Below are 21,254 nucleotides of genomic sequence, written 5' to 3'. Positions count from 1 at the left end.
ATTATGAAGAATTATGATTCTTTTCTAAATTCATTTAAGTTTAAATTATCTTCAAAGTATACGCTTGTAGATGGGAATGCTATTTCTACTTTTTCTTCTTCTAAAATATCCATTATTTTAAGATTTATATCTTGTTTTATATCTAAATATTCATCATACTCTATGGCATTTGCAAAATATTGTATAAGTATATCCAAACTACTATTATTAAATATTTCAAAACTAGTTGTGATGTTTTCACTATCAACTTTAGGATTTTGAATTAGCATATATTTTATATTGTCAACTACTTTTTCGATCTTATAAGAAGATGTAGAATAAGTTAAACCTAAATAAAATCTAACTCGTCTTATCCCACGTCTAGAATAATTTGTTATAGCTTCTTCAGATACTTTTGCATTTGGTACAGTTATCATTGCCTTTTCAAATGTTCTTATTTTAGTGCTTCTAAAATTAATATCCTCTACTAATCCTTCTACACCTGAAAACACTACCCAATCTCCTATATCAAAAGGTTTATCCATTAAAATAGACATACCTCCAAAGATATTTGCTAGTGAATCTTTTGCAGCCATTGCTACAGCAATACCACCTATTCCAAGACCTGCTATAAGTGCAGATATATTATATCCAAATTGATCTAATATGATTGCAAAGGAAAGTGATATTATAATTATCCTTATTATTCTTGTTATAAAAGGTTTTAATATTTTTTGACTTTTTATGTTTAATCTATCCCCTAATTTATCATAAATCCATTCATAAGTCCCTGCTATATTATATAATCCCCATGTGATTATTATTATAATAGAAATTCTAAATAATCTAGTAATTATAATCTCTGTACTTTCTTGAAAAGGTAAATAAATAAGAGCTATATAAAATCCAATGGTAATAACTAATACTTTAATTGGTCTTCTAAATTCATCTAAAATATAATCATCTACTTTATTTTTTGTTTTTCTAGTAATGATGCTCGCCATTTTATATATTATTTTAGTGATAATAGAGCTAAGTATTACAAAGATCAAAAATATTCCTAATGCTATAGCCACTTGCATAAGAGATGCTGCAAAATAACTGTTAAAAAAATCCTTTATCCATTCTAAAATCTCCACAAATATTCCTCCATATTCAATTATATTAATTAATAAAGATTATATACGTAGTATAGCGTTTTATCAACGTATCAATAAAAACAATCCCGAAATTTCGGGATTGTTTTTATTGATTACTTCATTTTTTCTATTATTTTAGACGTAAATGCAATTAAATCATCTGGATTTCTAGAAGTTATTATATTTCCAGAAACTACAACTTCTTCATCTATATAATTAGCTCCTGCATTTATCAAATCATCTTTTATTGTAGGATATGATGTAATATCTTTACCCTTTATATCACAAGTTGAAGCTATCATCCATGGACCATGACAAACTGCTGCTACTATTTTATCTTGATCATTCATATCTTTAACAAATTTCTTTGTAGCCTCACATGCTCTCATCTTATCTGGTGAATATCCTCCTGGAATAACAACTGCCTCATAATCATTTGCATCTATCTCACTTGATGCTAAATCAGACTTGGTAGGAACTCCATGTTTGCCTTTATAAACAGTGTTTTTTTCACTTCCTATTAAATCAACTTGAAAGCCTGCTTCTTTAAGTCTATATAAAGGCCAAAGAAGTTCAATATCTTCATGCATATCTTCAATTAATAAAGCTATTTTTTTCATCTCTTTTTTAACCTCCTAGTATTTTTAACTCTATAAATTAATTACCCCTTAAATATTTATTTATTCACAATTCTTTTAGTGTTAAAGGCTTTTCAACTATGTTATAATATATAGATGGAAAATAAATATTAGGAGATGGTTGTTTTGAGAAAATATTTAATAGCAGAAGCTGATATACATTCAATTGCACTTAGACAATTAGGTGCTGAGGTACTTGTTATGAACTCTTTATTGTGTTATGTTTCTTTTGATGTAAAGGGTACAGAAGTAGCCTACGTTTATAATATTAACAAGAAAAATAAATACTTTTTACAAAGAATAAAACCATACCACGAGCCTGCTGGAATTTTCAGTAATGAAGAGGAGGTTATAAAGACTATACAAATAGATATAGAACAGTTTGAAAATGCAGCAAATTCTCATCACTTTAGTGAATTTATCAAGTTTAACAAGGATTTAAATGAAACTATAAGAAATTTTGAAGATTTATATCTATATTACAATGTTCCTAATGAAACAGTAGAAGAAATCAGAAAAGAACTACACAAAATGCAAACTCTTATAAAAAGGACTAAAGAAACATCAAAGAGAGTTTATAAGAAAAAAGATCCAGATACAATATAATATCATTAATAAAATTGAATATTTTTAAGGAGATGTTTTACATGACTTTAGATACTGGGGTTTATATGGCAATTTCTATATTTATTATAACTTATATTTTTATTATTTCAGAGAAAATTAATAGGACATCCATTGCCCTATTTGGTGCAACACTTCTTATAGGACTTAAAATCATCAGTCAAGAATATGCATTTGATGCAATAGATTTTAACACTATTGGTTTACTTATAGGAATGATGATTATTGTTTCCATAGTAAAAAAAACAGGAGTTTTTCAATATGTAGCTATTAAAGCAGCTAAATCTGCTAAAGGTGAGCCTTTTAGAATTATATTAATTCTTTCTGCTATAACAGCTATCTCATCAGCACTACTTGATAATGTAACTACAGTTTTACTAATAGTACCTGTTACCTTAGTTATAACAGATACATTAGAAATGAATCCATTACCATTTTTGATTCCTGAAATATTAGCAGCAAATATTGGTGGTACAGCTACTCTTATTGGTGATCCACCTAATATAATGATTGGTTCTGCTACAAATTTAGGCTTTATGGATTTTGTTGTGAATTTAGGACCTATTGTAGTTATTATATTAATTGTTACTTTCTTTATAATAAAAATAATGTATGGTAAATCAATGAATGTAAGTAATGAATTAAAAGAAAAATTAATGAAGTTTGATGAAAATAAATCTATTAGAGATTACACTTTACTTAAAAAGAGCTTATTTGTACTTGCTCTAACAATGATTGGCTTTATAACACATCAATATTTAGGATTAGAATCAGCAACGGTAGCGTTAATAGGCGCATCACTTTTACTTATTATTAGTAAATTAGATCCAGAAGATATTTTACTTGAAGTAGAATGGTCTACTATATTCTTTTTTGCAGGTTTATTTGTTTTAGTTGGAGGACTTGAAAAGGTTGGAGTTATAGAGTTTTTAGCTTCAGAAGTATTAAACTTTACTAAAGGAAATTTATTATTGACAACCCTTATGGTACTATGGGTTTCAGCTATAGCATCAGCTTTTATTGATAATATTCCTTTTGTAGCAACAATGATTCCTCTTATAAAAAGCATAGGAGCTATGAGTACCATAACTATTGGACCCTTATGGTGGGCACTTGCACTTGGAGCTTGTCTTGGTGGAAATGGTAGTTTAGTTGGTGCATCTGCTAATGTGATCGTTGCAGGGTTTTTGCAAAAGTCAGATAATAAACTGACATTTATGAAATTCTTAAAAGTAGGATTTCCTATAATGATAGTTTCTGTAATATTATCAAGCATATATTTAGTAATATTTTATGTATAAAAAAATGACATTCACAATTGTGAATGTCATTTTTACTTTAGTAACTCATCTAAATTAATTTCATCAAAATTCTTTATAACTATATCTGCATGGGATAAATCTTGATTTGAACTTTCATCTCCCATATAACCTATAACCTTAATACCTGCTCTTTTTGAAGCAGTTACACCATTTTCTGAATCCTCTATTACTATAGCTTCATCGTTTTTTATATTTAATTTGTCTAGTGCATATAAAAATATATCTGGTTGTGGTTTTGATTCTTTTACAAAGTCTCCACTTATAAGTTCCTCAAAACAATCTCTTATTTCAAGTGTATCTATTGTTTTTTCTATCCAAGATACAGGAGAAGATGAAGCTACTACCATTCTTATTCCCCTATTTTTAAGTTCTCTTATTAAATTTATAACTCCTTTTATAGCATTTACATTTTCTTTTGACTGTATATGATCTAAATATATGGCTCTTACTTCATCTACTATTTCATCAACCGTTTTATTTAAATTATATTTATTTTTCAATTTATTAAACATGTAATATGAATTAGTTCCTACAAATTCATCCAAATCAGATTTTGTAATAGTTACTCCTAAATTTTTCATATATTCTATTTCTATTTTTATAAGCTCTGGCTCACTATTAACTATTACACCATCCATATCAAATATAATTGCTTTAATCATAAAATCACCTTTACTTTCTTTAATATTATAAATATAATGTTATCATAGTTTAGGGAAAATAAATAGATAATGGGATTGTGGTTATAGTGGCAATTAGTTTTGGAATTATAATTATATTAGGATTACTAGCTAATAAGATATTTACTAAGTTAAAATTACCAGGTCTTTTAGGTATGCTTATAGTAGGAATACTATTAGGACCATATGTATTTAATATATTAGATAAAGACATTTTAATAATATCAGGAGATTTAAGAAAGATAGCACTTATTGTCATTCTTCTTCGTGCTGGACTTGGAGTAAAAAAAGAAACACTAAAAAAGATTGGAGTTCCTGCTATAAAGCTTAGCTTTATCCCAGGACTACTTGAAGGGGCTACACTTATATTTATAACAATGAAAGTATTTAATTTTTCATTTGAACAAGCAGGAATACTTGCATTTATAATAGCAGCAGTTTCCCCTGCTGTTGTAGTTCCTTCAATGCTTAGTTTAATAGAACAAGGAAAGGGAGAAAAAAAAGCTATTCCTACATTAATACTTGCTGGTGCATCTATTGATGATGTTTTTGCCATAACCATATATTCTACATTCTTAGCCATGTATAGTTCTAAAAATATAAATATATTTAGGCAATTACTAAATATACCAATATCAATAGCACTTGGAATAATAATAGGAGTAATAATCGGACTTATTATGACTTATATATTTAAACATTATCATATAAGAGATACTAAAAAAACACTAATACTTTTATCTACTGCAATAATTTTTAACAGCCTTGAAGGCCCACTTGAAAATATAGTTCCAATAGCTACACTTTTAGGTGTTATGACAATAGGTTTTATATTACTTGAAAAATATCCCACTGTAGCAAATAGATTATCAGATAAATTTAACAAGCTTTGGGTACTAGCTGAAATAATACTCTTTGTACTTGTAGGTGCAGAAGTAAATGTTTTTCTAGCAATAGATTCTGGACTAATAGGAATATTCATAATATCTATTGGACTTATTGGAAGATCCATTGGAGTGATAATATCACTTATAGCTACTAATTTAAACTTAAAAGAAAGAGTTTTTTGCATAGTAGCATATATACCAAAAGCTACAGTACAAGCAGCAATAGGAGCAGTTCCACTAACTCTTGGGGTTGAAGGTGGAGAGTTGATACTTGCAATGGCAGTATTATCTATAATTATAACAGCACCACTTGGAGCAATAGGTATCAAACTTGCTGGAAACAGATTCCTAGAATAAAAATGGTATCATTTATTTATATCACCTCATATTATAATATGAGGTGATATAAATGTATTATGATTTTGCAATATCTAATATTAAAGGTGGTCCCCTAAAAAAAGATATAAGGGGATATGTTAGTTTAAAGAAGGTAGAGGGAGGAGTTATAGTTTGTGCCCATGTCTATGGATTACCAAAATACAAAAAAGGAAATAATAAAAAAGACCCCATAGGGCCTTTTGGTTTTCATATACATGAAGGAGAAACATGTGCTATAGGTGATAAAAATGACCCCTTTAAAGATGCAAAGGGACATTTCAATCCTAAAAAAGTTCCTCATGGAAATCATGCAGGTGATTTTCCTGTGTTAATAGCTCATGACGGATTTGCAGGAATGTGCTTTTTCACCAATAAGTTTAATATAGATGAAGTTATTGGCAAAGCCATTATAATCCATGAAAATCCAGATGATTATAGATCTCAGCCAGCAGGTGATGCAGGCAAAAGACTTGCATGCGGTATAATCAAGCCTATGTACAATAAAATGAATTGGTAATAAAAATTAAACCTTTTTAGTGATTCTTTTCTTGCTTAAGAATTGCCATTTAGTTTCTGCCGTTATTATACCAATAAATATAATAACACTACCTATGACCATTTTAATAGTAAATAGTTCTCCAAGTAAAAGAATAGAAAAAAGTGTTCCAAATACAGCTTCTAAACTCAGTATGATTGCTGCATGTGTAGAAGTTGTATATTTTTGTGCTACAGTTTGTATCAAAAAAGCTATTAATGTACTTACTCCACCAAGATAAAGAACAGTAAACCAACCCTGACCTGATATTTCTAAATTTATAGGTTCAAAAAGTATTGCAATAATAATAGAAAATATTGCTGCAAAAATAAGTTGCAATATAGTAAGTACTATAGGATCATGTTTTTTTGAGAAATGTCCTATAGATGTAATATGTGCTGCAAATAATAGAGCACATAAAAGTGTAAGTAAATCGCCACCATTTAAACTTACACCTCTTTCAAGAGTTAAAAATGCTATTCCTATAAGTGTTATAAATGTAGCTAATATTTCTAAATTATGTGGTTTTCTCTTACTTATAAACCAAAATAAAAAAGGTACCATAACTACATTTGTAGCAGTTAAAAATGCTTGTTTACTTGCAGTAGTAAATTGAAGCCCTACTGTTTGTGCTGCAAATGCACTAAATAAAAAAAATCCTACAATAGCCCCAGCTATTATATCAGATTTATTTATCTTTTTAAATTTCTTAAAAAAGACAATGCTCATTAAAATAGAAGCTATTATAAAACGCATAGAATTCATAAACAGTGGAGTTAGTTCATCCAAACCATTTTTAACCACAACAAACCCACTTCCCCAAATAATCGCAACTACTATAAGTGCCATATCAGCATATAAGCTTTGTTTCTTGTTAAGTTTAACCATTTTTCTTTACCCCCAATTATTATTCTTATTACTATCATATTATATAACCATAGAAAAGTACATTAAAAAAACCCTTGAGAATATATATTCTCAAGGGTAAATATTAATTAAATATGCTGTTGAAAAAATCTTTTATAGCTTCTATTATTTTATCAATAAAAGATCTTGCTTCTGGATTTTCATCTAAGGCATTATCTATCTTATCTCCCAATCCTTTAATTTGATTCTTTATTTCATTTAAATCCAAATCAAGTCCAGATATCTTATCCATTAATTCTGATATACTATTAATTTGTTCCTCAGTTAAATTAATATTTAAATCATTTGCTTTATCTTCTACAACTTCTTTTATTTCATTTATATTTGTAATATTATTGTTTATAATATAAATTTTAATGTCATTTATTAATTCTGTAGCTTTTTCTTTTCCTATATCTTCATCTTTACCTAGTTCAGAAGTTTTTGCAAGTTCTTCTGATGCTATTTCTTTTTCCTCTTCTGATATCTTTTCACCAGATAAATCTTCAAAAGCCTTTATTATACCAGTAAGAGCAGCAGTACCTGTAACTTTCATAGGACTATTTACTTTTACCTTAGCATCCTTTATCCCTACTGTCACTAGAGCATTTTTATACATTTCATCCGTAACCCATGTGATATTATTACTATCTACTTCTATGCCCTGGCCTTCTTCAAGTTTTTCTACATATACAGAAGACAATGCCCTGGTACCTATTATACTTTCATCAATATGTTCTAGGAAGTATTTTCTCTCCTCTTCATTTGTGACTTCAATAACTCTAACATCTTCATCTACACCAAAGTATTCTTTCATCTCTTCCTTTTGTGCATCAGTTAAGTTTGCTCCTACACTAACTACTCTGTCTCCTGTAACTGCATCACCAAAAGCAGTTGATGTAAACACAAATGTGAGTATCAAAAGTAAAGCTATAATTTTCTTATTCATAAAAACAACTCCTTATATCTTATTTACATGTATTATACCATAATAGAAATCTTTTAATCTATATTTGTATTTATATTGAAATATGTTATTAATATTACAAAGTTAAATTTTCATTACATTCTGATAATTTACGGTTCAATATTCTTTTAAAATGGTATTATATTATAAAGGAGGATTATATTATGAAAAAATATGGAGCTCTTATAGGATTAGCAACATTAGCCTTAATTGAATTTATATTTTATTTAAATGGTGGAAAAGATAATTTAGAAATATTCTTTTTTGTATGGTCAATAGTTTGGTTAGCAATGATTCTATTTGGACTATTTAATACATTTCAAAAAGGAGGTACACACAATACTGCAAGCCCCATAGGTCATCCCAATGATTTTTTAGTTAACTCTCAGCTAAAAACAAAAGGTAATGTAACAAAAAATTCACTTACTACAGTTTTTCTATTAGTATTTTTACTAGGACTTAATTTAATAGGATATTTAATATATATGTAAAAGTTAAAAGATGATTCCAGCTGGAATCATCTTTTATGATTTTATTTAAGTCTTTCAAACAATATATTATTCTCTAAATGAATATGCTCAAATAAATCTTTTTCTATTGCTTCAATCTTTTCAAAAGTTATTTCATAAGTTCTACAGCCATCTGAAGGCAACTTATATCCATCAGTTAATTTTCTCATTTCCTTTAAAATATCTCCTGCTGCTTCATGTTCTGACTCTGTTTCTTCTAATACTTTTAAAGCTTTCTTTCTATTTTCTTGTGTTGGATCATTTTCATATTTTTTAATCATAGGAAATAGTAATTCTTCTTCTTTTATTAAATGCTCTTCTATTTCAGCCTTTAAGCTATTAAATAATTTGTGTAGTTTTGATAATTCTTTTCCATGGGATACATAGTGTACTTTTAATATTTTTGAAAGTAATCCTTCAGTAATAGGCATCTCTTCTTTCATAAAAGTATGATGCTTATTAACTACATAATCAATTTGTTCTGCCATTGTTTTTTCTTTAAAGTTGTCACTACTTTCTATCTCATCTTTCATTTTTTCATATTCACTATTTAATCTATCTAATAATTCTTTCTCATCTACATCTTTTTCATCTATAGCTATGCTAAGTGCCCTATCTCCACCACAGCAAAAGTCTATCTCATAATTCATGAATATATTTGTAGCTCCTGGAAATATTGTTGCTATTTGACCTATTCTCATATCTTTATTTATAATTTTTTCCATTAGAATCTCTCCTTAAATTATCTAATTATCCAACTAAAATATCTTTTATTACTCTTGATGACAATTTTAATTCTTCTATTTTTTCTTCATCTGGATTAAATTTAACCCTTATAGGAAATTTAATATCATCCATTCCTGTAGTCTTAATCACATATGAACTATCAACTAATTTTATGTCAGTCTCAGCTAAATAATCTTTTATAACTTCTACTGCTTCTCCACTCCAACCATAAGAACCAAAAGCAATGCCTAATTTTCCATCTAAATTTATAGTTTTTATTTCTTTTAATACTTTTTCAATTCCACCTACCATATCAGCATATCTTGTAGAGCTTCCAAAGAATATTGCATCAGCTTCTTCAATTTTTGCTTTTACTTCATCCATATCTACATCTTCTTTTATATTCATAGTTTCTGTTTCTACGTCTACTTCTTCTAATTCATTAGCCATATAATTTGCTATACGCTTAGTATTTCCTGTCATTGTAGAGTAAAGTATAAGTGCTTTTTTATCTTTATTAGCTTTGCTCATTTCATCATATAGGTCAATGTATTTTTTAGGATCTCTTAGTACATATCCATGAGATGGTGCAATTAATTCTATTTCTAAATCTCTTATCTTTTCAATCATATCTTGTACATATGGTCTATGAGGATGCATGATCAAACTATAATACACCTTAAAATCTTCTGTAATATCTTCTTTTGCATTATCAGCAAACAATTCATCTGTAGCAATATGAGTACTAAATATATCACAAGGATATAATACTTTATCTTCTAGCGCATAAGTTATCATTGTCTCCTCTGTATGAAGATAAGGTGTTTCAAGAAATTTAAGTGTCTTTCCTCCTACGTCTAAAGTATCTCCATCTTTTACTATCATGAACTTTTTATCATGTAGTTTATACATTTCTTTAAGTTCTTTAGCTCCAAGTTCAGTTGTAACTATTGTAGCTTCCTTTGCTTTATTTATAAGTGCTGGTAATGCACCTGAATGATCTGGCTCAACATGATTTATAACTATGTATTGTATTTTTTCTAAATCTGTATATTCTTTTAAATTTTCAACAAATTTTCTTCCAAAGCTTATATCTACTGTATCTATAATTGTTGGTTTTTCAGTATCTAAAAAATAACTATTGTATGTTGTTCCTTTTTCTAATATTAATCTATGAAAAGGTACCTTTCTATCATCTACATATCCTACCCAATGTGAATTTTTAGCTATTAATTTATCATTCATTATAATACCTCCTAGAAATTTTCTCTCTGTCTTTAATTACATTATAAGGGAGGATAAAATATAAATCTGTGATAAATATCAAAATCCCGATAAAAATACTCGGGATTAAAATAAATTACTTATATACAACTTCAAATTCTTCAAATACTACTGGCATATCTTCTGAAAATTTCATATCATATTCTTTCAATTCTCTAGTGAAAAAATTGATATGGGCATCTCTCCAATATTCTAAAGATTTATCCCCTTCACCTTCAATTTTTGCTAATTCTTCGTCTACATCTCTAAAGGAAAGTATGGTTATTTTTTTAGTCATTATTATACACTGTGCTATACCATCCCAATCAGTAATAATACTATATTCATAAACTTCAGGGACTTCTTCATCATCTATCTTATAAAGTTCATAAAGAGAAGCTGTTCCTCTTTTAGTTCCTTCTTTCACTAATTCTGCTAATTCATTAGCATCTTTTTCATTATCACAAAAGCACCATGATGTATAAGTTTTATCAGTATTCTCTATATTTTCACCTATAGAAGATAAATAATCTTTCCACATTTTAATTACAGATTTATGTTCATTTTCCATCTTTTAAACCCCTTTTAATTATAAATTCTAGTCAAATTTTATTTCCATTGTCTTTAAATTAATTATAGCTCCCATTTTTATTAATAAATCTAATCCTATTAAACCATTAATTTCCCCCTTAGGATCTATTACCCCAAAGTCTATACTAATATTATTAGTTTGATAGTCGTTAAATTTAATTAAATCTACTGTTTTTTCGAATGCATTATGGATACTTTCACCTACTCCATAATAGGATATTATTCTATCATCTTTTTCCGCAAAAATGCCTATATTTTCTACTATATCAGGTGATATCATAGTCTCTGCTACTCCTGTATCAACAACTATTTTATCTATCTTAGTAGATTTATTTCTATATTTAATTTCTATTGAAGCATATATTAATCCATCTCTATATTCTAATTTCATTAAAGAATTCTCCTATAACCTTTAATATTTCTTAATTCAATAATTATTTTTTCATTTCCAGTATGATATACAACTTCATCATACTTGGATTTTACCAATTCTTTAGTAGCTTCTTGATTATCTTCAAAAACTTTTATAACAGCCATTTCATCTATAATTTTTTTATTATCAACAGTATGAGAATCTAAAATTTTTATTTTTACAAATTTATTTGGATAAATTTCTCTTACTTCATCCCATTTCATTTTTAACACCAAACCTTTCATAATTATAGATTTACTCTAATAAAAATCAATTAATTATATTTATAATATTCAGTCTTTATCTTAGTTTAATTATATCACATTTTTTATTTATACTATAAAGAAGGTTCAAACTCTTTTAATTATAAATTTTTCTCTGAAAAATATTTCTTGGCTTGTTCTATAATATTTAAAATAAAATCAGCTTTCTCCAAAGTATATATTTCTCTATCATTAGCATATTCTAAAGAAAGCTTCTTTTTTAATTTATCATATTCATCTCTTACATCATCATCTATCCTCAGATAGTCTCTAAATAATATTTGATTTAACCAATTAATACTATCTATTTTTTCGACATGGACATGATGTTTTGTAGTATGCACATCACCTTTAGAAAAGAAAAGTCGTCCACTAATACCAGCTTCTCCTTTGTATACATATCCTAGTTGTTCAAACGGCTCAATACACTTATATCCTTCTAATATTGAATCTACACCAATAGCTATATCTATTATTGGTTTTGCTGATAATCCTTCAAGTGAAGTACTACCCACATGTTGAATATCTATGATATTATTTCCAATACAATTTTGAATAATATCTTCTTCTCTTTCATACTCTAAAACCCATTTAGGATCATAAGTTTCAAGTTTTACTACCCCTTTTGGTAGACCTAACATAACAAAGCCCCTTTTCATTTAGAATTATGTATCCTTTTTTAATATTTTATCATAAAACAAGTAAACTATAAGCAAAATAAAATGAGCTAATTTGAACTTAATATTCAAATAGCTCATTTTTTCACCTACAATTTTAACGCTTTGGTTGCAATAAATGTATCTATATATTTATCTAACAAATCTTCATGACCTGAATTATCTTCATAAAAACCACCAATTACAAATCCTGAATCAATTTGTCCACCAATTTGACTTTGCAAGGAATGTCCAAAATCTAATGTGTCATTATTTCTTATTCTTTCTTCTAATTGTTCTTTAGGCATATCATCTATATCCGAATAAGGTATACTATGAGATACCACTAATTCATTATTTTTCTCCCATTCATATAGATCAAATATAAATGTAAGAGGATTTACAAATCCAGATATTAATACTCCACCTTTTTTTAAAACCCTATAAGATTCTTTCCATACCAATTCAATATCTGAAATAAAACAGTTAGAAACAGGATGGAAAATAAAGTCAAAACTTTCATCTTCAAATCTTGATAAATCTCTCATATCTCCTTGCTCTAATTTTATAGATAGATTATCTCTTTCTGATACAAATTCATCTTTTTTTAATTGCTCCTTACTATTATCAAAAACTGTAACATTAGCTCCAAGTGCTGAAAATATAGGCCCTTGCTGCCCACCACCAGATGCCAGACATAATACATTCTTACCTTTCATATTACTAATCCATTCTTTAGGCACTAACTTTGTAGGAGTTAATAATAATTTATACTTTCCCTTTCTCGCATCTTCTATTTCTTCTTTACTTACAGGTACAGTCCATTTATTTTCTAATTTAACTTCGTTATCCCAAGCCTTACTGTTGTGTTTTAAAATATCCATATATTTAAACCCCTTTCCTCTACTATATTTATTCTACAAATCTTTCCAAAATCCTTTTTTCTCATAAATAAATCAGAGGCAATTGAATTTTGTATGCCTCTGACTATATATATTTCTTTCTTTATATTATTTTATAAGTAACTCTAATATTTGAACTGCATTTGTAGCAGCACCTTTTCTTACATTATCAGCAACTACCCATAAGTTTATTCCGTTTTCCACACTAAAATCTCTTCTAATCCTTCCTACATAAACTTCATCTTTTCCCTTTGTCTCTTTAGCTAAAGGATATATATTTTCATTTATATTATCCATTACTATAACTCCTTTAGTGCTATCTAATATAGATATAATTTCTTCTAAATCAAATGGTTTTTCAAACTCTAAATTAACAGATACACTATGAGAATATTCTACAGGTACTCTTACTGCTGTAGCTGTTATTTTTATATTATTGTCATTTAATATTTTCTTTGTTTCATTTATCATTTTCATTTCTTCTTTTGTATATCCATTATCTTGAAATACATCAATATGAGGAAGAACATTTCCTCTTATACTGTAAGGATAACATTTATTAGTGCCATTTTCTAAATCTTCTAATCCTTTTAATCCTGATCCTGAGACTGCTTGATATGTTGAGTAAACTATTCTTTTTATATTTAACTTCTCATGCAGCTTTGTAAGAGGTACTACTGATTGTATAGTAGAACAATTTGGATTTGCGATGATTCCATTATTCCATTTTATATCATCAGGATTTACTTCTGGAACTACTAAAGGTACGTTTTTCTTCAATCTAAATACACTGCTATTATCTATTACAATTACTCCATTTTCCACTGCTATCTCTGCATATTTTTCACTTACCTCTCCACCTGCTGCAAACAATGCGTATTCCATATCTTTAAATGAATTAGGAGTTAATTCTTCTACTACATATTCTTTTTCCTTAAACTTTATTTTATTACCTGCTGATTTCTTTGATGCTAAAAACTTTATTTTGTTGATTGGAAAATTTCTTTCTTCTAGCACTTTTATCATTGTACTTCCAACAAGGCCAGTTGACCCTACTATCGCTAAATTATAACTTTTCATTCCTTTACCTCCATCTATTATTCTTGAGAAACTATATATATCTATGGTGTATTTTATTCCTTTATTGTTATTTATGATACTAGTTAATTTTTAATGTTTCAAAATTCAATTATTCTCTATCTATAATATGTAAAACATTCTGATTAGATATTAGTTGTGCATCTTTAAAAAACTGTGGATAAACCTTATAATTTTTTATATCATTTAAAGGAATCCATTCTAAACTTTCCTCTATGCCATCTTCAGTTAAACTTTTACTAATTAAATTATAGTTGTTTATAGCTTTCATATAGTAATAGATAGATATTTCATGATATTTTTCACCATTAGGTTCTAATACAAAGAAATTCTCGTGAATATACCCCATTCGATCTATTTCAAATATAACCCCAGTTTCTTCATATACTTCTCTTATAATTGCATCTTCCATACTTTCATTCATATGCACACGACCACCAACAGAATAATAGTAAGGATCCCTGCTATTTTTAACCATTAACACTTTATTATTATAAATAATTATTGCTCCAACTCTATAATTAAATTTACCTTGTCTTGTCTTAAAAGTACAATCCATATGAATTTCACCCCGTTTTTAATATTAATCACATCTCAACTGTATAATATATGATTTAGTTAATTATTCTTGATAATATTATTATTATTTCTTTTTTGAAAATATAATATCAAGAAATGATATTCCAAAAGCTAGTCCAAAAGCAACAGAAAATTCTCTGAGTAAATCTATATTTGAAGGCCTAAAAAAATAATCAAATATATAATTTAAACTTCCAAAGAAAATAAATAAAATGACAAACTTAAATACTCTTTTTCTTATGTGAATCCATTTTAAATTTAATAAATTTAAAATAGTAATGATAGGAGTATAGATAAGCAAAAAAAACGTTAAAAATAAGTATACTATTCCAAATTTAAAACCTATGCTACTATCTATATCTTTATAGACCATCCAGAACATAATTATAGTACTGATTCCAAATAATGTATAAAGGAGCCTTGTAAAATTTAATGCTTTATGATCTTTCATTCTATGATAGCTCACTTTCTTTTAGATTTATATTCTAATAATTTAAAATACATTTAAAATAAAATACCTAGCATATTTTCTCTTTAATATTCAAGAAAAGACATGCTAGGTAAATATTAATTATAACTTTTTAACAAATTCAGATTTTAATTTCATAGCTCCAAAACCGTCTATTTTGCAATCAATATTATGATCTCCATCAACAAGACGTATATTTTTTACTTTTGTACCCATCTTTAAAGCTGATGAACTTCCCTTTACTTTAAGATCTTTTATGACAGTTACAGAATCACCATCATTTAATATATTTCCATTAGCATCTTTAATGATGTTTTCATCTTCACTGTCTTCAACTTCTGATTGTTTGGTCCATTCATGAGAACATTCTGGACAAATAAATAAACTACCATCTTCATATGTATATTCTGAATTACATTTAGGACAATTTGGTAAAGTAAACATAGTTATATTCCCTCCATTTGTTATTAACTCTAATATAGGCTTATATACTATCATAGTATTATGTGGTTGACAAACTTATAATATATTTATGATATTATATTTAATTATTTTCTATTTTTATAATTTAAATTTTCAACTCATAATACTTCTGTTTCTCTTAGTGGTAATTTTTCATCTATATTAATAGTATTACCTTTTTAAAATTATATCATATAAGATTATAAAATCATAAAATATTCAAAAAATTTTATGATTTTATGTTTAAAGTGATTTTTACGAGGTATATATATAATACTATTAATAGAAGAAGATGATTCTATTAAAGCAACAATCAACAAATCTATACAATATTATCATAGTAGTTGTCTAAATGATTATAATAGTTTCTTAAATATGAAATAGCAAAGTTTAAGAAATATTATCAAATTATTTAGTAGTATAAACTCTAGTGATAATATAAAACAATAGTAACAAGTTAATATTTTAAGATTATTGTATTTAAAGGAACTGTGCAACTTAAATCACCTTAAAGAAGTGAAAGTAAAGTATAGGAATTTAAAATGATAAATCGAAAAAAGAACAAGTAACAAAATAGTTCAATATTCAAATTCAGTATCAAGTAACAATTTAATATAGATGAGAAACATTTAAATTGTAATATGAACAAAGAAGGTGGAACAATATAAGTTATCAGTTAAACGGAATCTCTTCCAATATTAATAGTAAATCTTCATAAAAAGAACATCTCAATCAATAATAACTTGGAGATGTTCTTTTTATAATGCTTAAATCTATCTATTCCCATAATTTAATCCACTTTTCTATTACACTTTCTTTTAAAGCTACCCCCTTTAATTTTTTTATGGAATTATTATATTTAATTAAAAACAAGCTAGGATTCTTAAATGTTTCTATTAAAGATTCTCTTCCTTCTTGACTTTCTATTGTCCTACATACATGTACTCCTATTGCTTTATCTAGTGGTTGACCAAACTCTTTGCTAAAACTATAATCTTTAATCCTTTCTTGCATTTTCTCATATCCATCTTCATTATCTAATAAATATTCTAAATCACTCTCAAACTTCTTAATTATTTTTTCGATATTTATATCACATATTTTTAGACTTTCTTTATATTGTTTTGCAAGTTCTTTACCATATGCCTCTTCTAAAAGGTCTGTTAAATCTTCATTTTGGTTAAAGAAGTATGTAGCAGCACCTTCTCCAATTATACTTTCTACTAATTTGATTGCTAATTCATATCCATTTTTTTCTTTAATTATTTCATTTCTTTTTCCATTTTTATTAAGCCAATATAGAAAACCTAGATGATGTAGTTCGTGCAATATTATTCCTTCTATTTTATATTCATTTTCTTTATCAGAAGGCCAAAAAGCTGCATCAATTAATATATTATTATCGTCTAGGACACACTCAGCATTAAATCCATCCAATACTATATGTAAATTTACATTGAGTTCTGTATCTTCAGGCAAAGTTTCTAAAAGCTTATCTTCTAATTTAGTAAAATCATATTCTTGTATATTTTTAATTTTATTTTGAAGTATATTTTTATTATTTAAAATATTTTCAAAAGATTTTGACATAATTTTTATAGTTGTATTTTTTGGTTTTATTGTCTTATCATTAAGTGTAGAAAAAATAATATCAAAATAATCTTTTGAAGACATATTTCTTTTATAAAAATTCATCTGCTTTTTGAAACTTATATTTTCTTCTAAATTTTTCATAAAATATTTTTTGTTATTTATAGCATTATAATCTTTACAATTTAAAAAATTATCAAATATAGTTAGGACAGAATAATCAACTTTTATTTTCATTTATATTCACCTCAAACTAAAAAATATCACTCTATATTTTATGGGCCTAATATTAAAGTTCCTAAAATCCAATATATAAATGGCAGAAAAAATAATATAGCATTAAAAACAATACTCCATCTTGCTAATTTATTAGAACTGTTTTTTAAAGATATATTAGCTAAAATGATTCCTATAATTGAAGTAATTGGCGTTATCATTAAAGGAAGCCCTTGATATTTTTGGTATGGTGTTATTTGAAAATACCAATTTAAAATAAATACAGTCATTACTGCTGGTATGGTAAAAGAGATTATTGAGACTGTTTTTGTAAGCTTTTTACCCAAATTTACACCTCCAAACTACTCTATAAATACCTTAAATATATATTTTTATAGCTTCTTTTTCATAATAACAGCTGACAAAATTTTATCTCCCCAATTTAATTTAATATCTTTAATGCTATTAAAACCATTTTTTCTCCAAAAATTGATTACATTATTATCATAATTAGTTACTACATCTATTCTTATATAATAACTTTTCAATGATTTAACATATTTCTCTAAAACTTTATATATTGATTTACCAATATCTTTATTTTTGTATTTATTATGTAACATTAATAGTGATAAATAAGTTTCATTATCTATCTTAAAATCTATAAATCCGACTATTTCATTAGTATCTTTTTTAATAATTTTATATGAATGAAAATCATCTTGTTTCATTATTTCTAATTCATTGTATAATCGCTTAGAAGTTACTTTATCAATCTCTAAATGGCTCTTTAAAAAAATGGTATTGGAATTATATACTTCAACAATATCTTCTAAGTCTTCTTTTTCTACTAAATCTACATAAAAATCTTTAGTTTTAAAAATCATATTAATTATCCTTTCTTCATATAACTTACTTGAAGTGTCTATCTTTTATAGCTTTTCAGAACCAACATATATGTTATCACTGATAATAATGGTAAACAAAGAGTCGTGATTATTGCAAATATTAGAAATACAAAATTAATGCCAATATTGTCACCAATCCAGCCCCAAACTGGTAATGATATCATCATAAAAACACTAAATACCATGTTCGAAAATGATAAGATTGTAGCACGTTTGTCACTTTCAGCATGAGCATTTATAATTGAATTATTATAAATCCCTGTAAGTGCTTGAATTCCATAAATTAAGAAAAAAGATACAATCTGAAGAGATGAAATTACCATGCCCCATGCGCCCAGGACCCATGCTACTGACAAGATAATCAAAAGTTTTGTTGTTTGAAATTTACTCTTTAATTTATCAGCAAGACTACTGCTGATAATCGCTGCTACTCCACCTAGAACCATGGATACTGCAATTTCAAACTCATTTAATCCTTGGGACTTGAAAAGCAACTGCATATACATAAATACAGAAGCAACTATTGTTGCACTAATAGCATCATAAAGAATCGCTACAGATAAAATTTTATTATGTAGAATCATTTTTGTAGTATTGATTATTTGGATTAACATCGTAGTTCTTCCACCAGTTTTTTCACAACCACTTTTTATATTAGGTTCTGTAAATAAGAAAGCAATAAATAATGTTATACAGCCAATCAAAATTGATAACTTGTATACGGAATCATAGTCTACTGTAGCTATATAACCCCCAAGTAAAATATTAATAATACCTGTGATCTGCATTACAATTGTTAATTTTGATAATATTGAAGAAAATTTATCTTCTTTGTCCATTTCTAACAAAGTATCATAAATAAGAGCTCTTCCTGTTCCAGATTCAAGATTTCCTGCAATTGCAGTTAAGATAAAACCAAATCCTACTCCCCATATATTTTGAGATATTAAAATAATAATCGTCCCAAGAACCGAGACAATTTTCCCGATTATTCTACTTGTTTTCCTCCCATAAATATCAGCAACTGCACCAGTTGGTACCTCTCCAACAAAAGAAACAAAAAAATATATAGTTTCGATTATTCCGATTTCAACAAGACTAAGACCTTTTGATACAAAATATAACATCCATATGGCATTGATTAATGTAATATTATTCATCCCACTAAACAAATAATCCAGTTTTATATTCCGTCTAAGTTTTTTACCCCTCATAATTTATCACTTCCCTTGGCAATCGCATCCTATTTTTTTAGTTATAATCGATTCCACTAATTAATATTTATCTCTGTACCCTATAAATTCTATATGCCAATTCTCACCTTCAAATGATAATTTATCTCCAAGAGTGATTGTCCCAGAACCACTAGCTCCTAATATGCATATATTTTCTTCAACATTACCATTAGATTTAAATTCTTTTAATAAAATTTTCAGATTTTAATATCACACTTTAAATTAAGTTTCAATTTCAAGTTCTTTATTTTGAGAAATTCTATTTAGAATGTCTTCTTTTATATTTTGATTATCAATCACAGGATTAAACTTAGTATTATAATATTCTATTTCATCAATAATTTTAACTTCAAGGTCATAGAATGTCCTTGTTATTCCTTTGATAGTATATCCCATAGATTCTTCATTTTTTCCTTTACAAACACCTACTATTATTGCCTTTTTTCTATGTGATAATCGACTCTTCCATGTATCAGTGCTATGATCATTTAATATAAAAGTTCTATCCAAAAATGCTTTCATTTGTGCAGTCATATTATAATTATATGATGGGGATGCAAATATATATCCATCTGCATTTTTCATTTCTTCAATAATTATTGAAATTTCGTCTTTAATAAAACATGTACCACTATCTATATTTATACAATATTCACATCCTATACAAGTTTTAATATTTTCAGCATTTAAATAATACTTAGCTACATCAATATTTTTCTTATCCAATCCTTCTATAATATAATCAACTATCATATCAGTGTTTTTACTTTTTCTAGGACTACCATTTATCGCTATCCATTTTTGTTTCATCTCGTAAGCTCGCTCCCTTGCTTAAATAAGTCATAACACTCTAGTTTTAAGTAGTACTTCTTAATTAAATTTTAGAATTCCAATACTCTACAAATGATTCATATCCACGTATATCTGTAAAATATTCAAGAAGCTGATCTACTTTAAGTTTATATGAGTCTATAGTTTTTATATTGTTTCTATAAGCTTTTTCTAACCTATGATTCCCATCAATTATTACATATCTATTTGGGCTAATTTCTGCTTGTATAACTGGTTTTGTTGTATCAACCGTATATAGATGTTCTTCATCAATTAAACCATTAAAATGTGTTTTATACCAATCACTAACATTTATCTCTTCTTTTTCTACTTCTATCTTTCCACTAATAATATGTTCAAGAATTCTTGAGATATTAAAGTGAAAAATTCCATTTTGATATATTTCTTCATTTTCAATAACTTTACATGGAACATAATTAATAACAGTATTAATTTTTCTAGAATTATTCATTATATAAAGTTTCCTCC

General features: G+C 26.9%; 26 protein-coding genes. 5 read left to right on the top strand and 21 right to left on the bottom strand.

Annotation, left to right across the window (positions count from 1 at the left end; genetic code table 11):
• Positions 1–11: 11 nt before the first annotated feature.
• Together ACTHUW_RS05745 and ACTHUW_RS05740 are read right to left on the bottom strand one after the other, a co-directional pair.
• Entirely contained in the window at positions 12–1,118 is a 1,107-nt protein-coding gene (locus tag ACTHUW_RS05745) for a mechanosensitive ion channel family protein (protein WP_442212770.1), read from the bottom strand.
• A gap of 113 nt (positions 1,119–1,231) precedes the next feature.
• Positions 1,232–1,738: a type 1 glutamine amidotransferase domain-containing protein gene (locus tag ACTHUW_RS05740; protein WP_442196847.1), complete on the bottom strand. Its 507-nt coding sequence runs from the start codon at positions 1,736–1,738 to the stop codon at positions 1,232–1,234.
• A gap of 144 nt (positions 1,739–1,882) precedes the next feature.
• Here ACTHUW_RS05740 and ACTHUW_RS05735 point away from each other — a divergent pair, with 144 nt between their 5' ends.
• Together ACTHUW_RS05735 and ACTHUW_RS05730 are read left to right on the top strand one after the other, a co-directional pair.
• On the top strand, positions 1,883–2,362 hold the full coding sequence (locus ACTHUW_RS05735) for a hypothetical protein (protein ID WP_442196846.1): 480 nt from the start codon (positions 1,883–1,885) through the stop codon (positions 2,360–2,362).
• A 41-nt stretch (positions 2,363–2,403) separates the two neighbouring features.
• Positions 2,404–3,681: an SLC13 family permease gene (locus ACTHUW_RS05730; protein WP_442196845.1), complete on the top strand. Its 1,278-nt coding sequence runs from the start codon at positions 2,404–2,406 to the stop codon at positions 3,679–3,681.
• A 32-nt stretch (positions 3,682–3,713) separates the two neighbouring features.
• Here the strand turns inward: ACTHUW_RS05730 and ACTHUW_RS05725 are convergent, their stop codons facing one another.
• Positions 3,714–4,364: an HAD family hydrolase gene (locus ACTHUW_RS05725; RefSeq protein WP_442196844.1), complete on the bottom strand. Its 651-nt coding sequence runs from the start codon at positions 4,362–4,364 to the stop codon at positions 3,714–3,716.
• A gap of 86 nt (positions 4,365–4,450) precedes the next feature.
• Between ACTHUW_RS05725 and ACTHUW_RS05720 the strand changes: the two genes are divergently transcribed.
• Positions 4,451–5,626, top strand: coding sequence for a cation:proton antiporter domain-containing protein (locus ACTHUW_RS05720; RefSeq protein ID WP_442196843.1), 1,176 nt, complete (start codon positions 4,451–4,453; stop codon positions 5,624–5,626).
• A gap of 52 nt (positions 5,627–5,678) precedes the next feature.
• Entirely contained in the window at positions 5,679–6,164 is a 486-nt protein-coding gene (locus tag ACTHUW_RS05715; RefSeq protein WP_442196842.1) for a superoxide dismutase family protein, read from the top strand.
• A gap of 6 nt (positions 6,165–6,170) precedes the next feature.
• Here ACTHUW_RS05715 and ACTHUW_RS05710 read toward each other — a convergent pair whose 3' ends face one another.
• Together ACTHUW_RS05710 and ACTHUW_RS05705 are read right to left on the bottom strand one after the other, a co-directional pair.
• On the bottom strand, positions 6,171–7,070 hold the full coding sequence (locus tag ACTHUW_RS05710) for a DMT family transporter (protein WP_442196841.1): 900 nt from the start codon (positions 7,068–7,070) through the stop codon (positions 6,171–6,173).
• A gap of 103 nt (positions 7,071–7,173) precedes the next feature.
• Complete coding sequence (locus ACTHUW_RS05705; protein WP_442196840.1) at positions 7,174–8,037, bottom strand: DUF1002 domain-containing protein; 864 nt, start codon at positions 8,035–8,037, stop codon at positions 7,174–7,176.
• Positions 8,038–8,219: 182 nt separating this feature from the next.
• On the opposite strand from ACTHUW_RS05705, the gene ACTHUW_RS05700 reads away from it, so the two are divergent.
• A complete protein-coding gene (locus tag ACTHUW_RS05700; RefSeq protein WP_442196839.1) occupies positions 8,220–8,546 on the top strand; it encodes a hypothetical protein in 327 nt (108 codons plus the stop codon).
• Between the two features lie 41 nt (positions 8,547–8,587).
• On the opposite strand, the gene ric is transcribed toward ACTHUW_RS05700, so the two are convergent.
• The 16 genes from ric to ACTHUW_RS05620 form a co-directional block, all read right to left on the bottom strand.
• Entirely contained in the window at positions 8,588–9,289 is a 702-nt protein-coding gene (ric, locus tag ACTHUW_RS05695; RefSeq protein ID WP_442210186.1) for an iron-sulfur cluster repair di-iron protein, read from the bottom strand.
• A gap of 25 nt (positions 9,290–9,314) precedes the next feature.
• Positions 9,315–10,538 (bottom strand): FprA family A-type flavoprotein, encoded by a 1,224-nt coding sequence (locus tag ACTHUW_RS05690; RefSeq protein ID WP_442210200.1) that lies wholly within the window; start codon positions 10,536–10,538, stop codon positions 9,315–9,317.
• Positions 10,539–10,650: 112 nt separating this feature from the next.
• On the bottom strand, positions 10,651–11,124 hold the full coding sequence (locus tag ACTHUW_RS05685) for an ASCH domain-containing protein (RefSeq protein WP_442212768.1): 474 nt from the start codon (positions 11,122–11,124) through the stop codon (positions 10,651–10,653).
• A 27-nt stretch (positions 11,125–11,151) separates the two neighbouring features.
• Positions 11,152–11,535: an aspartyl protease family protein gene (locus tag ACTHUW_RS05680; protein WP_442199204.1), complete on the bottom strand. Its 384-nt coding sequence runs from the start codon at positions 11,533–11,535 to the stop codon at positions 11,152–11,154.
• Positions 11,535–11,780: a hypothetical protein gene (locus tag ACTHUW_RS05675; protein WP_442199205.1), complete on the bottom strand. Its 246-nt coding sequence runs from the start codon at positions 11,778–11,780 to the stop codon at positions 11,535–11,537. Before ACTHUW_RS05675 ends, ACTHUW_RS05680 begins: the two co-directional genes overlap by 1 nt.
• Positions 11,781–11,920: 140 nt before the next feature.
• Positions 11,921–12,460 (bottom strand): GrpB family protein, encoded by a 540-nt coding sequence (locus ACTHUW_RS05670; protein ID WP_442196835.1) that lies wholly within the window; start codon positions 12,458–12,460, stop codon positions 11,921–11,923.
• A gap of 125 nt (positions 12,461–12,585) precedes the next feature.
• Positions 12,586–13,359 (bottom strand): class I SAM-dependent methyltransferase, encoded by a 774-nt coding sequence (locus tag ACTHUW_RS05665; protein WP_442199206.1) that lies wholly within the window; start codon positions 13,357–13,359, stop codon positions 12,586–12,588.
• Positions 13,360–13,485: 126 nt separating this feature from the next.
• The gene (locus ACTHUW_RS05660; RefSeq protein WP_442196833.1) at positions 13,486–14,457 is read right to left on the bottom strand and encodes an aspartate-semialdehyde dehydrogenase; all 972 of its coding nucleotides are present in this window, start codon (positions 14,455–14,457) and stop codon (positions 13,486–13,488) included.
• Between the two features lie 109 nt (positions 14,458–14,566).
• Complete coding sequence (locus tag ACTHUW_RS05655; RefSeq protein WP_442196832.1) at positions 14,567–15,034, bottom strand: NUDIX hydrolase; 468 nt, start codon at positions 15,032–15,034, stop codon at positions 14,567–14,569.
• A gap of 591 nt (positions 15,035–15,625) precedes the next feature.
• A complete protein-coding gene (locus ACTHUW_RS05650; RefSeq protein ID WP_442196831.1) occupies positions 15,626–15,967 on the bottom strand; it encodes a zinc ribbon domain-containing protein YjdM in 342 nt (113 codons plus the stop codon).
• Between the two features lie 795 nt (positions 15,968–16,762).
• Positions 16,763–17,812: a DUF5700 domain-containing putative Zn-dependent protease gene (locus ACTHUW_RS05645; protein WP_442199207.1), complete on the bottom strand. Its 1,050-nt coding sequence runs from the start codon at positions 17,810–17,812 to the stop codon at positions 16,763–16,765.
• 38 nt (positions 17,813–17,850) lie between these two features.
• Complete coding sequence (locus ACTHUW_RS05640) at positions 17,851–18,138, bottom strand: hypothetical protein (RefSeq protein WP_442196829.1); 288 nt, start codon at positions 18,136–18,138, stop codon at positions 17,851–17,853.
• A 45-nt stretch (positions 18,139–18,183) separates the two neighbouring features.
• Positions 18,184–18,678 (bottom strand): GNAT family N-acetyltransferase, encoded by a 495-nt coding sequence (locus ACTHUW_RS05635; protein ID WP_442196828.1) that lies wholly within the window; start codon positions 18,676–18,678, stop codon positions 18,184–18,186.
• A gap of 38 nt (positions 18,679–18,716) precedes the next feature.
• Positions 18,717–19,913 (bottom strand): MFS transporter, encoded by a 1,197-nt coding sequence (locus ACTHUW_RS05630; protein WP_442196827.1) that lies wholly within the window; start codon positions 19,911–19,913, stop codon positions 18,717–18,719.
• A 243-nt stretch (positions 19,914–20,156) separates the two neighbouring features.
• The gene (locus tag ACTHUW_RS05625; protein WP_442199208.1) at positions 20,157–20,744 is read right to left on the bottom strand and encodes a flavodoxin family protein; all 588 of its coding nucleotides are present in this window, start codon (positions 20,742–20,744) and stop codon (positions 20,157–20,159) included.
• Between the two features lie 64 nt (positions 20,745–20,808).
• On the bottom strand, positions 20,809–21,237 hold the full coding sequence (locus ACTHUW_RS05620; protein ID WP_442196825.1) for a hypothetical protein: 429 nt from the start codon (positions 21,235–21,237) through the stop codon (positions 20,809–20,811).
• Positions 21,238–21,254: the final 17 nt, after the last annotated feature.

Origin of the sequence: Senegalia sp. (in: firmicutes), assembly GCF_052088025.1 — a bacterium.
In the GTDB taxonomy this organism is placed as follows: Bacteria; Bacillota; Clostridia; order Tissierellales; family SIT17; genus Anaeromonas.
Note: the sequence above shows the minus strand (reverse complement) of the source record. Positions and strands in the feature narration are given on the sequence as shown.

Bases quoted from the DNA above. Each gene is read 5' to 3' on its own strand.
- ACTHUW_RS05700 (WP_442196839.1), top strand. From the start codon at position 8,220: ATGAAAAAATATGGAGCTCTTATAGGATTAGCAACATTAGCCTTAATT.
- ACTHUW_RS05705 (WP_442196840.1), bottom strand. From the start codon at position 8,037: ATGAATAAGAAAATTATAGCTTTACTTTTGATACTCACATTTGTGTTT.
- ACTHUW_RS05730 (WP_442196845.1), top strand. From the start codon at position 2,404: ATGACTTTAGATACTGGGGTTTATATGGCAATTTCTATATTTATTATA.
- ACTHUW_RS05620 (WP_442196825.1), bottom strand. From the start codon at position 21,237: ATGAATAATTCTAGAAAAATTAATACTGTTATTAATTATGTTCCATGT.
- ACTHUW_RS05660 (WP_442196833.1), bottom strand. From the start codon at position 14,457: ATGAAAAGTTATAATTTAGCGATAGTAGGGTCAACTGGCCTTGTTGGA.
- ACTHUW_RS05650 (WP_442196831.1), bottom strand. From the start codon at position 15,967: ATGTTTACTTTACCAAATTGTCCTAAATGTAATTCAGAATATACATAT.
- ACTHUW_RS05685 (WP_442212768.1), bottom strand. From the start codon at position 11,124: ATGGAAAATGAACATAAATCTGTAATTAAAATGTGGAAAGATTATTTA.
- ric (WP_442210186.1), bottom strand. From the start codon at position 9,289: ATGGAAAAAATTATAAATAAAGATATGAGAATAGGTCAAATAGCAACA.
- ACTHUW_RS05680 (WP_442199204.1), bottom strand. From the start codon at position 11,535: ATGAAATTAGAATATAGAGATGGATTAATATATGCTTCAATAGAAATT.
- ACTHUW_RS05740 (WP_442196847.1), bottom strand. From the start codon at position 1,738: ATGAAAAAAATAGCTTTATTAATTGAAGATATGCATGAAGATATTGAA.
- ACTHUW_RS05710 (WP_442196841.1), bottom strand. From the start codon at position 7,070: ATGGTTAAACTTAACAAGAAACAAAGCTTATATGCTGATATGGCACTT.
- ACTHUW_RS05725 (WP_442196844.1), bottom strand. From the start codon at position 4,364: ATGATTAAAGCAATTATATTTGATATGGATGGTGTAATAGTTAATAGT.
- ACTHUW_RS05675 (WP_442199205.1), bottom strand. From the start codon at position 11,780: ATGAAATGGGATGAAGTAAGAGAAATTTATCCAAATAAATTTGTAAAA.
- ACTHUW_RS05625 (WP_442199208.1), bottom strand. From the start codon at position 20,744: ATGAAACAAAAATGGATAGCGATAAATGGTAGTCCTAGAAAAAGTAAA.
- ACTHUW_RS05715 (WP_442196842.1), top strand. From the start codon at position 5,679: ATGTATTATGATTTTGCAATATCTAATATTAAAGGTGGTCCCCTAAAA.
- ACTHUW_RS05630 (WP_442196827.1), bottom strand. From the start codon at position 19,913: ATGAGGGGTAAAAAACTTAGACGGAATATAAAACTGGATTATTTGTTT.
- ACTHUW_RS05665 (WP_442199206.1), bottom strand. From the start codon at position 13,359: ATGGATATTTTAAAACACAACAGTAAGGCTTGGGATAACGAAGTTAAA.
- ACTHUW_RS05655 (WP_442196832.1), bottom strand. From the start codon at position 15,034: ATGGATTGTACTTTTAAGACAAGACAAGGTAAATTTAATTATAGAGTT.
- ACTHUW_RS05670 (WP_442196835.1), bottom strand. From the start codon at position 12,460: ATGTTAGGTCTACCAAAAGGGGTAGTAAAACTTGAAACTTATGATCCT.
- ACTHUW_RS05635 (WP_442196828.1), bottom strand. From the start codon at position 18,678: ATGATTTTTAAAACTAAAGATTTTTATGTAGATTTAGTAGAAAAAGAA.
- ACTHUW_RS05645 (WP_442199207.1), bottom strand. From the start codon at position 17,812: ATGAAAATAAAAGTTGATTATTCTGTCCTAACTATATTTGATAATTTT.